The 13,073-nt window shown below is 64.0% G+C and carries 14 protein-coding genes; 9 read left to right on the top strand and 5 right to left on the bottom strand.

Annotation, left to right across the window (positions count from 1 at the left end; genetic code table 11):
• The first annotated feature begins 18 nt into the window (after positions 1-18).
• From cysT to JQ587_RS15610, 6 genes are all read left to right on the top strand, one after another.
• Positions 19-855, top strand: a complete 837-nt coding sequence (cysT, locus tag JQ587_RS15585) for a sulfate ABC transporter permease subunit CysT (RefSeq protein WP_212298348.1) — start codon at positions 19-21, stop codon at positions 853-855.
• Positions 856-864: 9 nt separating this feature from the next.
• Positions 865-1,776, top strand: a complete 912-nt coding sequence (cysW, locus tag JQ587_RS15590) for a sulfate ABC transporter permease subunit CysW (protein WP_212298347.1) — start codon at positions 865-867, stop codon at positions 1,774-1,776.
• A complete protein-coding gene (locus JQ587_RS15595; RefSeq protein ID WP_212425856.1) occupies positions 1,766-2,800 on the top strand; it encodes a sulfate/molybdate ABC transporter ATP-binding protein in 1,035 nt (344 codons plus the stop codon). Before cysW ends, JQ587_RS15595 begins: the two co-directional genes overlap by 11 nt.
• Positions 2,801-3,009: 209 nt before the next feature.
• On the top strand, positions 3,010-3,513 hold the full coding sequence (locus JQ587_RS15600) for a CAP domain-containing protein (RefSeq protein ID WP_212425857.1): 504 nt from the start codon (positions 3,010-3,012) through the stop codon (positions 3,511-3,513).
• 78 nt (positions 3,514-3,591) lie between these two features.
• The gene (locus tag JQ587_RS15605; protein WP_212298344.1) at positions 3,592-4,767 is read left to right on the top strand and encodes a DUF3734 domain-containing protein; all 1,176 of its coding nucleotides are present in this window, start codon (positions 3,592-3,594) and stop codon (positions 4,765-4,767) included.
• Positions 4,768-4,769: 2 nt separating this feature from the next.
• Positions 4,770-5,558 carry a 3-hydroxybutyrate dehydrogenase gene (locus tag JQ587_RS15610; protein ID WP_209959058.1) on the top strand — a complete coding sequence of 263 codons (789 nt, stop codon included), beginning with the start codon at positions 4,770-4,772 and terminating at the stop codon, positions 5,556-5,558.
• Between the two features lie 100 nt (positions 5,559-5,658).
• Here the strand turns inward: JQ587_RS15610 and JQ587_RS15615 are convergent, their stop codons facing one another.
• The 3 genes from JQ587_RS15615 to JQ587_RS15625 all read right to left on the bottom strand — a co-directional run bounded on the left by JQ587_RS15615 (position 5,659) and on the right by JQ587_RS15625 (position 9,013).
• Positions 5,659-6,483, bottom strand: a complete 825-nt coding sequence (locus JQ587_RS15615; RefSeq protein WP_212425858.1) for a sulfite exporter TauE/SafE family protein — start codon at positions 6,481-6,483, stop codon at positions 5,659-5,661.
• Between the two features lie 193 nt (positions 6,484-6,676).
• Positions 6,677-8,044, bottom strand: coding sequence for an oligosaccharide flippase family protein (locus JQ587_RS15620; protein ID WP_212425996.1), 1,368 nt, complete (start codon positions 8,042-8,044; stop codon positions 6,677-6,679).
• A gap of 129 nt (positions 8,045-8,173) precedes the next feature.
• Positions 8,174-9,013 (bottom strand): protein-disulfide reductase DsbD domain-containing protein, encoded by an 840-nt coding sequence (locus JQ587_RS15625; protein ID WP_212425859.1) that lies wholly within the window; start codon positions 9,011-9,013, stop codon positions 8,174-8,176.
• Positions 9,014-9,155: 142 nt separating this feature from the next.
• Between JQ587_RS15625 and JQ587_RS15630 the strand changes: the two genes are divergently transcribed.
• Entirely contained in the window at positions 9,156-9,800 is a 645-nt protein-coding gene (locus JQ587_RS15630) for a YqgE/AlgH family protein (RefSeq protein ID WP_188101517.1), read from the top strand.
• Between the two features lie 230 nt (positions 9,801-10,030).
• On the opposite strand, the gene JQ587_RS15635 is transcribed toward JQ587_RS15630, so the two are convergent.
• Positions 10,031-10,918 carry a TauD/TfdA dioxygenase family protein gene (locus JQ587_RS15635; protein ID WP_212298340.1) on the bottom strand — a complete coding sequence of 296 codons (888 nt, stop codon included), beginning with the start codon at positions 10,916-10,918 and terminating at the stop codon, positions 10,031-10,033.
• 95 nt (positions 10,919-11,013) lie between these two features.
• Positions 11,014-11,793 carry an SDR family NAD(P)-dependent oxidoreductase gene (locus tag JQ587_RS15640; protein ID WP_212425860.1) on the bottom strand — a complete coding sequence of 260 codons (780 nt, stop codon included), beginning with the start codon at positions 11,791-11,793 and terminating at the stop codon, positions 11,014-11,016.
• A 97-nt stretch (positions 11,794-11,890) separates the two neighbouring features.
• On the opposite strand from JQ587_RS15640, the gene JQ587_RS15645 reads away from it, so the two are divergent.
• Together JQ587_RS15645 and JQ587_RS15650 are read left to right on the top strand one after the other, a co-directional pair.
• Positions 11,891-12,628, top strand: coding sequence for an SDR family NAD(P)-dependent oxidoreductase (locus JQ587_RS15645; RefSeq protein WP_212425861.1), 738 nt, complete (start codon positions 11,891-11,893; stop codon positions 12,626-12,628).
• Positions 12,629-12,690: 62 nt separating this feature from the next.
• Complete coding sequence (locus JQ587_RS15650; protein ID WP_212298337.1) at positions 12,691-13,065, top strand: CsbD family protein; 375 nt, start codon at positions 12,691-12,693, stop codon at positions 13,063-13,065.
• Positions 13,066-13,073: the final 8 nt, after the last annotated feature.

Genomic DNA, 13,073 nt, shown 5'->3' on the forward strand with positions numbered 1-13,073 from the left:
ATTTCAGCAGGGGGCTTGGTGAGCGTAATCGCAGCACGACGGAGGACATTGCCGGGCTTCGGTCTCACGATGGGACTGACGCTGACCTGGCTGTCGGTCATCATCCTGATTCCGCTCGCCGGGCTGTTCCTGAAGTCGCTGGAGCTCAGCCCTGAGCAGTTCTGGAACATCCTCTCCAGCCGCCGCACGCTGAATGCGCTCCGCGTCTCGTTCGGCCTCGCCTTTGCCGCTGCCTGCGTCAATCTGGTCATGGGTAGCATCATCGTCTGGGCGCTGGTGCGCTACCGCTTTCCCGGCCGCCGCATCTTCGACGCCATCGTCGACGTGCCGTTCGCGCTGCCGACGGCCGTTGCGGGCGTCGCGCTGACCGCGCTGTTCGCCGAGAAGGGGTGGCTGGGAGCGCCGCTCGCCGCGCTCGGCATCAAGGTGGCCTTTACGCCGGTCGGTATCTTCGTCGCCATGATCTTCATCGGCATCCCCTTCGTGGTGCGTACCGTGCAGCCGGTGCTGCAGGATCTCGACCCCGAGATCGAGGAGGCCGCGGGGAGCTTGGGGGCCAGCCGCTGGCAGACCATCATTCGCGTGATCCTGCCGTCGCTCGCACCGGCGCTGCTCACTGGCCTCGCGCTCGCCTTTGCGCGCGCGGTCGGCGAGTATGGCTCGGTGATCTTCATCGCCGGAAATCTACCCAACGTCTCCGAGATCGCACCGCTCCTGATCGTGATCCGGCTCTCCGAATTCCGCTACGCGGATGCGACCGCCATCGCGGTCGTCATGCTCGTCGTTTCCTTCGTCATCATCTTCGCGGTCAACCGGTTGCAGCGCTGGGCGCAGAACCGGATTCCGGCGCGCTGAGGGCGGACCATGACGATGCAGATCGCCGATTCCGTTTCGTTGTCCTCGCCCGAGGCGAGGGCGCGTGCGCATGCCGCGGCCGCGCGCAACAATCTCCGCTCCGAGCCCAGGGCGGTGCGCATCGCGATCATCGCGCTGGCAATGATCTTTCTCACGGTCTTCGTCGTGCTGCCGCTGGCGCTTGTGTTCGCGGAGGCGTTCTCGAAGGGGATACTTCCCTACCTCTCCGCGCTTGCCGAGCCGGAGGCGCTGGCTGCGATCAAGCTCACGCTGCTGGTCGCGGCGATCTCGGTCAGCCTCAATCTCGTGTTCGGCCTCGTTGCCGCCTGGGCGATTGCCAAATTCGAATTCCCGGGCAAGACCTTCCTGATCACGCTGATCGATCTTCCGTTCTCGGTGAGCCCGGTGATCTCCGGCCTCGTCTTCGTGCTGCTGTTCGGCGCGCAGGGCTATTTCGGTGGCTGGCTCAGGGATCACGACATCCAGATCCTGTTCGCGGTACCCGGCATCGCGCTCGCCACCACCTTCGTGACCTTCCCCTTCGTGGCGCGTGCGCTGATCCCGCTGATGCAGGAGCAGGGCACGCAGGAAGAGGAGGCCGCGATCTCGCTCGGCGCCTCCGGCCTGCAAACCTTCTTCCGCGTCACGCTGCCCAACATCAAATGGGGCGTGCTCTACGGCGTCCTGCTTTGCAATGCGCGCGCGATGGGCGAATTCGGTGCGGTCTCGGTCGTCTCCGGCCACATCCGCGGCGAGACCAATACCATGCCGCTCCTGGTCGAGATTCTCTACGACGAGTACCAGTTCGTCGCCGCATTCGCGATCGCCTCGCTGCTCGCGATGCTGGCGCTGATCACGCTGATCGCCAAGACCATTCTTGAACGTCAGCTCGACGAAGGACAGGACGTCAATGACCATTGAAGTCAAAAATCTCGTCAAGCAGTTCGGCAGCTTTAAAGCCCTCGACGGCGTCGACCTCAAAGTCGATAGCGGCGAACTGCTGGCATTGCTGGGGCCCTCAGGCTCGGGCAAGACGACGTTGCTCAGGATCGTCGCGGGGCTCGATTGGCCTGACGCCGGAGAGGTCTTGATCAATGGAGAAGACGCGCTGGCGCAGGGAGCACGCGAGCGCCATGTCGGCTTCGTATTCCAGCACTACGCGCTGTTCCGGCACATGAGCGTGTTCGAGAACGTCGCCTTCGGCCTGCGCGTGCAGCCGCGCGCGGTCCGCAAGGACGAGGCGACGATCCGCAGGCGGGTGAAGGAGCTGCTCGATCTCGTGCAACTGGACTGGCTCGCCGACCGCTATCCGAGCCAGCTCTCCGGCGGCCAGCGCCAGCGCATCGCGCTGGCCCGCGCGCTCGCGATCGAGCCGCGCATCCTCCTGCTCGACGAGCCCTTTGGTGCGCTCGATGCGAAGGTGCGGAAAGAGCTGCGGAGATGGCTACGCTCGCTGCACCATGAGATCAACGTCACCTCGATCTTCGTCACCCACGACCAGGAGGAGGCGCTCGAAGTCGCCAACCGAGTCGTGGTCATGGACAAGGGCAGGATCGAGCAGATCGGCTCGCCCGATGACGTCTATGAGACTCCGGCGACCGCCTTCGTCCACGGCTTTATCGGCGAATCCATCGAGCTGCCGGTTCGGGTCGAGGGCGGCGTCGTCAGGCTCGGCGACCGTCCGCTCAATCTTGCCGCAGACGGCCTGGTGTCTGGCGCGTCACGACTGTTCGTGCGGCGACATGACATGCTGGTCGGCCCGCCCGGCTCGGGCGCCTTCGAGGGCGCGGTTCGGCACGTCCGGAATTTCGGTCCCGTGCAGCGGGCCGAGGTCGCATTGTCCGGTGGCGAGACTATCGAGATCGACGCCCCCCGTGGCCGGGAACTGCGCGCCGGCGACACAATCGGCCTCGAGCCCCGTCGTTACCGCATATTTACGGGCTGAGACGCCCCGTCATTCCGGGGCGATGCGAAGCATCGAACTACGGTGCGGGCTTCCGCACCAGAGAATCTCGAGATTCTCAGGTGCGCGATTGCGCACCATAGTCCGTGCTGGGCGCGCGCCTCGGAATGACGACTACGATTTTCCTCAAAATTCACCTTTCAGCCACGGTTGGTATGCAACAACGGCCCCTCATTTGGGGGCCCCGATTCATGCGCGCTGCGGCCGCAATTCTCATCACTTTGCTTCTCGCCGGCTGTGCCGGCAACGAGGCGCCGGTCCAGCAGCCGTCGATGTATGCCGATATGTCGGTCCCGGGCGCCAAGCTCGATGCGCCGGCCGCCGCGATCATGATCTCGCAATACCGCCAGAACAACGGCCTCGGCACCGTCGAGATCGACCCCGAATTGATGCGGCTCGCCGAATCCCAGTCCAACGCCATGGCCGCCGCCAACAAGATGGACCATGACGTCCGCGCGCCCTTGGCCAAGCGGCTCAATGCCGGCGGTTATCCGGCAACCGTGGCGGTCGAGAACATCTCGGCTGGCTATCATACGCTGGCGGAAGCGTTTTCCGGCTGGCGCGACTCGCCTCCGCACCGCGCCAATATGCTCAAGGGTGGTGTCACAAAATTGGGCATCGCGGCGAGCTATGCTCCAGGTACCAAGTACAAGGTGTTCTGGACGATGATTTTGGCGTCGACCGACCCACGATAAGCCAGACTTGATCCCGGGATGCATTGACGTAGCGACAGACTGTCGCCACGGTGCCTCGCTCTTTGCTATTGTTCCCGCATGACAGATCACAGCCCGGAAGTCGCAACAGTCCCCGCGAAGGCGCAGCGCGTCCTGGTTCTCCAGGGCGGCGGTGCGCTCGGCTCCTATCAGGCCGGCGCCTATCAGGCGCTCTGCCATTTCGACTTCGAGCCGGAATGGGTTGCCGGCATCTCGATCGGTGCGGTCAACGCCGCCATCATCGCCGGCAATGAGGGTCAAATCCGCGTCAAGCGGCTCAAGGAATTCTGGGAGATGGTTTCCGCGCCGGTGCCGTGGAAGCCGATCGGCAAGAGCGACCACAGCCGCGAGCTGTTCAATTCCACCAGCGCCGCGCTGATCGCGACGTTCGGCGTGCCGGGCTTCTTCGTCCCGCGCGTCCCGCCTGCGCCGCTCTGGCCACCCGGCAGTCCGCAGGCCGAGAGCTATTACGACACCGCGCCGCTGAAGAAGACGCTGGAGCGGCTGGTCGATTTCGACCGCATCAACGACCTCAAGACCCGCCTGTCGGTTGGCGCCGTCGGCGTCACCTCCGGCAATTTCAAATATTTCGACAATTACGAGTTCAAGAAGCTCGGCAAGACCATCGGCCCCGAGCACATCATGGCCTCCGGCGCCTTGCCGCCGGGCTTTCCGTCGGTCGTCATCGACGGCGAGCATTACTGGGACGGCGGCATCGCCTCCAACACACCGCTCGATTTCGTGCTCGATGCCGAGCTCGATCGCGACATGCTGATCTTCCAGGTCGACCTGTTCAGCGCCCGCGGCGACCTGCCGACCTCGTTGCTCGAGGCCACCGAGCGTGAGAAGGACATCCGCTTCTCCAGCCGCACGCGGATGAACACAGACAAGAACAAGCAGTTGCACAACGCCCGCCGGGCCGCGCGCGAGCTCATCAGCAAATTGCCGGACTATCTGAAGAACGATCCGTCCGTCGAATTCCTCGCAAAAGCGTCGCGCGAAAGCACCGTCACCGTGGTGCACCTGATCTATCGCAGCAAGAACTACGAATCCTCGTCCAAGGACTACGACTTCTCCCATGTCGCGATGGTCGAGCATTGGGAAAGCGGCGTGCGCGACGTGCATTTGTCGATGCGCCACAAGGACTGGCTGGAGAAGCCGCAGTCCGGCGAGACCATGGTGACCTACGATCTCACGGGGGACGTCACCGCGCCCCCGCCAAAAAGGAGCGAATAACTATGGGTACTCTGTCAGGCAAGAACGCCGTCGTGACCGGATCGACCAGCGGCATTGGCCTTGCCTATGCGCGCGCGTTCGCGGCTGCCGGCGCCAATGTCGTCATCAACGGCTTCGGCTCACCGGAGGACATCGAGAAGGAGCGCACGAAAATCGAGTCCGATTTCGGCGTGAAGGCGGTCTACTCGCCCGCCGACATGACCAAGCCGGCCGAGATTGCCGGGATGATCGCGCTCGGCGAGAAGTCGTTCGGCTCGGTCGACATTCTCGTCAACAATGCCGGCATCCAGTTCGTCTCGCCGATCGAGGAATTCCCGCTCGAGAAGTGGGACCAGATCATCGCGATCAACCTGTCCTCGGCCTTCCATGCCATCCGCGCCGCCGTTCCCGGCATGAAGAAGAAGGGCTGGGGCCGCATCATCAACACCGCCTCGGCGCACTCTCTGGTCGCCTCGCCCTTCAAGTCGGCCTATGTGTCGGCCAAGCACGGCATCGCCGGCCTGACCAAGACCGTGGCGCTGGAAGTCGCGACCAGCAAGATCACCTGCAACTGCATCAGCCCCGGCTATGTCTGGACGCCGCTGGTGGAGAAGCAGATCCCGGACACGATGAAGGCCCGTAATCTCACGCGCGAGCAGGTCATCAACGACGTGCTGCTCGACGCCCAGCCGACCAAGGAGTTCGTGACGTCGGAGCAGGTCGCAGCGCTGGCGCTGTTCCTGTGCAGCGACGATGCCGCGCAGATCACCGGTACCAACCTGTCGATCGACGGCGGCTGGACGGCGGAGTAAATCCAACCTCTGTCATGCCCCGGCTTGACCGAGGCATCCAGGGCGGGGTCGCCCGGTCAAGCCGGGCGACGACAGCGAGAGTGCGGCGACAGCTTCCGCCTCAATGGCTCCAGGCCAGAGCCGTCACGATCGCGGATTGCAGGTTGAGCTCCGCGAACATGATCTTGCCGGCGACCACGACGAGGACGCTGGCGAGCGCCACGCGCAGTACCGTCTCCGGCACGCGCGTCGCGCTGTAGCTGCCGACGATGATGCCGGGCAGCGAGCCCAGCAGCAGCACGCCCATCAGGCCCCAGTCGACCGAACCGAGCATCCAGTGTCCGATGCCGGCCACCAGCGTCAGCGGCACCGCGTGCGCGATATCGGAGCCGACGATGGTCGCCATCGGCAGGCGCGGGTAGAGCAACAGCAGCACGGTCACGCCGACCGCGCCGGCACCGACCGACGAAATCGACACCAGCACGCCGAGCACGATCCCGGTGACAACCGTGGCAATCACCGTGGTGCGCTCACTGACCTGCTCCATGCGCCGGCGATAGCGCTCCATGATCGACTTGCGGAAGATCAGCGATGTTGCGGTCAGGATCAGCGCAAAGCACAGCACCAGGTTGACCAGGTTCCGCTCGGCATCGCTCTTGAGATCGAGCTTCCACAGCACCAGCAGCGTCAGGGCGCTCGCCGGAATGCTGCCGCAGGCCAGCCGCAGCACCGCCGGCCAGTGCACGCTGCGCGACCAGCCATGCACGACGCTGCCGCCGGTCTTGGTGGCGGCGGCATAGAGCAGGTCGGTACCGACGGCGGTGGTCGGGTGAATGCCGAACAGCAGGATCAGCAGTGGCGTCATCAACGAGCCGCCTCCCACTCCGGTCAGCCCGACAAGCAGGCCGACGCCGAAACCCGAGGCGACGTAAAGCGGATCAATCATGGTCGGGGAAATCTAGGTTTATCTCGTCAGTTGGGCAATATGACGTAGAATAAATTTCCCCCAGGGCGCAACCGCTTGGACGGAATAAGAAAAATTCTGCTCTGAAACGGAACTGGCTAGGTGTTTCGCCTTGTTCTCGGGCTCGTTGCGAAACAGACGTTCCTCGGGGAGCGGCAATATAAGTGCGTAGTACCTATTTACCAAACGCCAGCACGTGCAGGCCCAGCCGCTGCCGCACGATCCAGAACAGCAGCACCGTCTCGAAGGTGAGCGAGATCGAGGTCGCGGTGGCGGCGCCGTGGCCGCCAAAGCGCGGCACCAGCGCGATGCAGAGCACGACGTTCATCACGAAGGCCAGGGCATAGGCCAGTGCGCAGATCTTCTGCTGGCCGAGCATGTTGAGCAGACGCTCCACAGGGCCGATCGCGGCGCGCACCACGAGGCCGATCGCGGCGACGAACATGATGTCGTAGCCGACCACGAATTGCGGCCCGAACAGCCAGAGCAGGGGCTTGCCGAGCGCGAGCAGCACGGCGGTCGCGGCCAGCGACGGCCAGAACGTCCAGTTGATGGCATGCGCGACATAGGCGGACAGCCGCGCCTTGTCGCCGAGCGAATTGTATTCGGCAAAGCGGTGCGCCGTCGTCGCCGACATCGCGTAGTGGATGAAGGACACCAGCGCCAGCGTCTTCACTACGGCAAAGTAGACGCCGACCTCGTCCGACGGACGGAACTGCTGCAGCACCAGCACGTCGGTGTAGGACAACAGCAGGTAAAAGCTTTCGACCAGCAGGATCGGCAGCGACACTGCGAGCCACCCGCTGATGTCATAGGCCTTCGGACCGGGCGCGATGTGACCGGCGAGCTTACGGTTCAGCACCACCATCTGCCCGGTCATGGCGACCCACACGGCGCCTGCGCTCGCGACCATCGCCGCGACCGCGCCGAGATGATAGCCGAGCAGGAACGCGATCGCCGTGATGCCGATGATCAGCGCCTGGCGGATGATGAATTGCGGCATCAGACCGAGCTGCATCCAGTCATGCGAGCGCGCGATGCCGTCCTGGGTGTTGGCGACGACGAAAGCGGGCAGCGTCATGCAGCCGATATAGAGCGGCAGCTCCTCGGCCGGATCGATCCAGGGCGACAGCAGCTTGACGATTCCGGCAAGCGCCAGCGACGTCAGCGTCGAGACGGCAAAGGTGAGCCAGCGGCTGCCGGAGAGAAAGCCGCGCAGCAGCGCGTGGTCGCCGCTGGCGCGATATTCCGGAATGATTTTTTGCGCGGAAGCCGAGATGCCGAAGTCCATCATGCTGCCGAGCAGCAGCACCCAAGTCCAGACATAAACGTAGATGCCGTAGTCGGACGTGCCCATCCAGCGCGCGAGCAGGACCTGCGAGAAATAGGCGAGGCCCGCGCTGATGACGCGGATGATGAAGATGGTGCCGGCAAGCCATCGCGTCAGCGACGCTTCGCTCGAGCCGCCCGTCAACCTGGCGCGGAGCCGCGCGATCAGCCCGGCCGGTCCGGTCGTTGCAGGCTCTGCATCCATCACGGCCAATTCGAACAATCCCCGGGCGTTCCGCGCTTTCTGCGGCAGGCTTGATGCGGTGGTCCCTGGGATTAGCAACCATTCGTTAAGATTCGGTTGGGTGGCTATCCGTTGGCCCGGCTTTCGCCAGGACGACACCTACTCCAAATTCGTATTGAACTCGTACGATTTCTCCGGCCCGACCAACGTGAACTTCAGCGCTGCGCCGTCGGGCTTGACGCCCGGCGGCAATCCGTCAAGCTCGAACGAAAATCGCTTCACGCCGGGCGGGCTGTGCTCGACCAGATCGGGAATCGGCAAAGACCACTCGGGCGTCGGTCCTTCGACGAACAGATTCACCTTGCTGTTCTCGGGCGCAACGATATCCACCACCACGTTCTTGGGTCCGTCGCGCTTGACATCGCGGATGGTGAGCGGATTGGGATCGCCGACATTGGCGGGTTTCGGCACGGTGTCGAGCGCAGTGCGCAGATTGGCGTCTTCGGTCGAGGCGACGTTGTTGAAACCGAGCTCGACATTGGCCTCGACGGGAATGCAGAGCTTTTCGCACACGGCGTAATTGATCTCGGCACGCAACGTCACCGGCTTGTCGGCGGCCTTGGCGACGATACGCAAGGGCAGCACGATCTGGTCGTGATAGCCGATCGAATGGCCGCCCGCGCCGTCGTCGAACTTTTGCGGCGCCGGCCACATCACGGTCACCGCTTCGACATTGTCCGACTTCGAGAAGTCGAACCGCGGTGGAACGCCGGAATCGCCCGGCATGCGCCAGTAGGTCTTCCAGCCAGGCTGGAGCTGGACGGCGATGCCGCCGAGCAGCACCGCGCCGCTGCGCGATCCCGCCAAGAGCCGCACCGCCGAATGTCCGTCGCGCTGCCACGGCGAGGCGTCGTCGGCATGGGCTACCGTCGTCAATGACGACGCAAGCAGGGTTGTTGCGACGCCAATCGCCGCATGCAGGGGAACTCTTGTCAGCATGGCACGTCTTTACAGGGTCACCCCGGGGCAAACCATTGAATTGCTTGTGATGGATGCACTCGAATCAGGTCTCTGCAAGCCTTGATTTGACAGCAGGGCGGCCCGACATCAGGATAGGAATTGAAACCGGAGTGCTTCACCGATGGCTCCCACAGGCAAAAGGACGGGCGAAAGCACGCGCCGCGCGGGCCCCGCGCTTCCCAATTCGGCCGGCTATCTCGACGGCCGGCTCCTGATCGCGATGCCGGTGATGGGCGACGAGCGCTTTGAGCGCTCGGTGATCTATCTTTGTGCGCATTCGGCCGAGGGCGCGATGGGCATCATCGTCAATCACCCGGCCGGCAGCATCGATTTTCCCGAGCTGCTGGAACAGCTCGGCATCGTCAAGAAGGGCGAGCACATCAAGCTGCCGGAGAATGCCGAAAGCATGAAGGTGCTGCGCGGCGGGCCGGTCGACACCGGGCGCGGCTTCGTGCTGCATTCCAGTGACTTCTACATCGAGAACGCGACATTGCGGATCGATGACGGTGTCTGCCTCACCGCAACCGTCGACATCCTGCGTGCGATCGCCAACGGCTCCGGCCCCAAGCACGCCATTCTCGCGCTCGGCTACGCCGGATGGGCGCCGGGCCAGCTCGAGACCGAGATCCAGAGCAATGGCTGGCTGCATTGCGACGCGGATGCAGATCTGATCTTCGGCGACGACGTCGACGAAAAATACGGACGCGCCTTGCGCAAGATCGGAATCGATCCCGGCATGCTGTCGAACGAGGCGGGGCACGCGTAGTTGGTGGCCGTCGTCCTCGCTGCTCGCCCCACTCTCCGCCGTCGTCCCGGACGAGCGCGCCTCGAGCGTGCGCAGATCCGGGACCCATACTCCCAGGGCGGAGTTTGAGGCAGGCTCATCACCATGAGTCTTCGCCAAACCAGGGCCTGTGGTTATGGATCCCGAGTCTGCGCTCCGCTTCGCTGCGCTTGTCCGGGACGACGGCGGAATTTGTGGCTAGTCCAAAGCACCTACTCAGCCGCCTGTTGCTGCACCGTCGGCTCGGTCCCCGCCACCGTTGCGCGGCGCATGTCGCGGGGTTGCGATTGGTCGTAGCGGCGGACGCGGTGCATGGTCTGGCGGTTGTCCCACATCACGAGATCATGCAGCTTCCATGTGTGGACGTAGACGAACTCGGCCTGTGTCGCGTGCTCGTTGAGGTCGCGCAGCAACAGTCGTCCCTCCGGAACGCTCATGCCGACGATCTTGCCGGCATGCGATGAGAGATACAGCGACTTGCGGCGATGGACCGGATGGGTCCGGACCAGTCGCTGCAGCACCGGCTTGAACATCGCCTTCTCGTCGTCGGTGTATTCGGTGAAGCCGAGCGATCCCCGCGAATACATCAGCGAGTGCTCGCAGATGAGGTCGTCGATCTCGGCCTTGGTCTCGTCGTCGAGCGCGTCATAGGCCGCGCGCATGTCGGCGAACTCGGTGTTGCCGCCCTTCGGGTTCACCACGCGCGCCGACAGCAGCGAGAATTTTGCCGGGATGGGGCGGAACGAGCTGTCGGAGTGCCAGAGGCAGTTGCCGAGGTTGAACAGATTGGCGCGGCTGTCCCTGGCGAGCGGCTTGCCGTCCTTGCCGAGGTTCGAAACATCGTTCAAGCCCGAGCTGAGGCGGTATTCGCTGGCCTTGGTAATGTTGCCGCCGCGCGCATCTTCCCGCTGGCCGAAGTTCAGCGCAAAGGCCATCTGCTGCTCGTCGGTGATGTCCTGGTCGTGGAAGACGAGCACCGCGTATTTGTCCATCGCGGACTCGATCTCGCGGGCCTGATCCGGTGTGAGAGGCTTTTGTAGGTCGAGGCCGGAAACCTCACCGACAAAATGCTTCTGAAGCTGCCGGATGGCGATCGTCATGGCGACTCTCCCCGAAGATGAGCGGTTGCTCCGCCCTTGTCGATGAAAAAGCTACTCCGGTGCAGGTTGATGTCAACGCTCCGCGTGCATGGCTCTTACGCGTTGCGCGCCATCAGCCCGCCGTCCACCGGGATCACCGCGCCGGTAAGAAACGATGCCGCGGGCAGGCACAGGCTCAGCGTCATATGCGCGACTTCCTCGGGATCGCCGTAACGGCCGAGCGCCGTGCGGCGCTTGGCGTAGATGGTCTTGTGCTCTTCGGAGATGCGGTCGGTGATCCCGGTGCGGATCGGCCCCGGGCAGATGCAGTTGACGGTGATGCCCTCACGACCGAGCTCCACCGCGAGCGAGCGGGTGAGGCTCGCGACACCGCCCTTCGCAGCAGAATAGGGGCTGTGCAATGCAGTGGCCCCAAGCGCCTCGGTCGAAGCGATGTTGACGATGCGCGGCGACTTCGATCTGCGCAGATGCGGCAACGCGGCGCGGATGATGCGCGGATGCGCCGTCAGCATCACGGCGATGCCTTTGGCCCAGGCATCTTCGTAACCCTCGTCGTCGATCGCGACGCGCACGGAGATGCCGGCATTGTTGACGACGACGTCGATCCCGCCGAAATGCGCCGCGACACCATTGACCACGCGCTTGATCTCGCCGCCATCGGCGACATCGAGCTTCCACGCCTTGGCCGAGCCGCCGCTTGCCGCGATGTCCTTGGCGACCGCATGTGCGCCCTGCTCGTCATGATCGGTCACCGCCACGTTGGCGCCCTCGGCTGCGAACACGCGCGCAGTGGCGCGCCCCATGCCGCTGGCTGCGCCCGTGACGAGAACGACCAGATCCTTTACGGAGCGGCTGAGCTGCTTGAACTCGGACATGGCGTTCCTCGTGTCTCTTGTTTCTTGTTGTGAGATAGACAAGGCTGGCACCGATCCGCAGACAGGTCAAACAAGCAAGAACCAAAGGGAGGCCGCGATGGCGAGCGAGCTCGAATTCACAGGCAAGCAGGTGCTGGTCGTCGGTGGTTCCAGCGGTATCGGCAACGGCATCGCGCAAGCCTTTCGCACAAGAGGCGCGCATGTTGCGGTGTGCGGCACGCGTGCTCGGCACACGGAATATTTGGCGGAGGAGGGCTCCGATCTCACCGGTCTTGCTTATGCACAGCTCGACGTCAGCAACCCCGGCGCGATCGAAGCGTTCAAGCCGTCCTTCGATCGGCTCGACATTCTGGTGCTGGCGCAGGGTGCGGTGATCTATCGCCGCGGCGAGTTCGAGATGGCAGGCTTCCGCAAGGTCGTCGAGGTCAACCTCATGAGCCTGATGGCGTGCGCAACGCGGTTTCATTCCATGTTGCGGGATTCCAAGGGTGCGCTGATCATGGTGTCCTCGACCGCGGCCTATCATTCCACCATGGGCAATCCCGCCTACAATGCGTCGAAGACCGGCGCGGTCGGATTGACGCGGACGCTGGGCGAGGCGTGGGCGGAAGACGGCATCCGCGTCAACGGCATCGCGCCCGGCCTCGTCGATACCAAGATGACGAAGGTGACGACAGACAACCCCAAGCGGCTCGAAGGTGCATTGTCACGCATTCCGCTGCGGCGATTGGGCACGCCGGCCGACATGGCAGGCGCAGCGCTGTTCCTCGCCTCGCCGCTGTCGTCGTACATCATCGGGCAAACGCTGGTTGTCGATGGTGGACTCATTCTCTGAGCAGCAATGGAACTGCGCTCCTCCTGATCGGTTACTTGGGCAGACCCCCGAGGAGGAGCATTATGGACAAGGATCGGATTGTCGGATCGGCCAAGGAATTTGCTGGACGCGCAGAGGGCGCCGTCGGCGATCTCGCAGGCGACGCGCAGACGCAGGCGTCGGGCAAGGCGCGGGAAGCCGCAGGCACGGTGCAGAATCTCTATGGCCAGGCCAAGGACGCCGTGCGTGATGCCACTGACTCCGCCGCGAGCTACGCCAAGGATGCCTATGAGAACAGCGGCGAGACCCTTCGCGATGGCTCACAGGCGCTGTCGAAGAAGGTGCAGGACAATCCGCTCGGCGCGCTGCTGGTTGCCGGCGGCATCGGCTTCGCGCTCGCGCTTCTGATGTCACGCCCGGCACGTCGCCCGCCGCCGCGCTGGCGCTATTACGGTTAGTCGCTCGT

The organism is Bradyrhizobium manausense (assembly GCF_018130615.1).
Classification (GTDB): domain Bacteria; phylum Pseudomonadota; class Alphaproteobacteria; order Rhizobiales; family Xanthobacteraceae; genus Bradyrhizobium; species Bradyrhizobium manausense_A.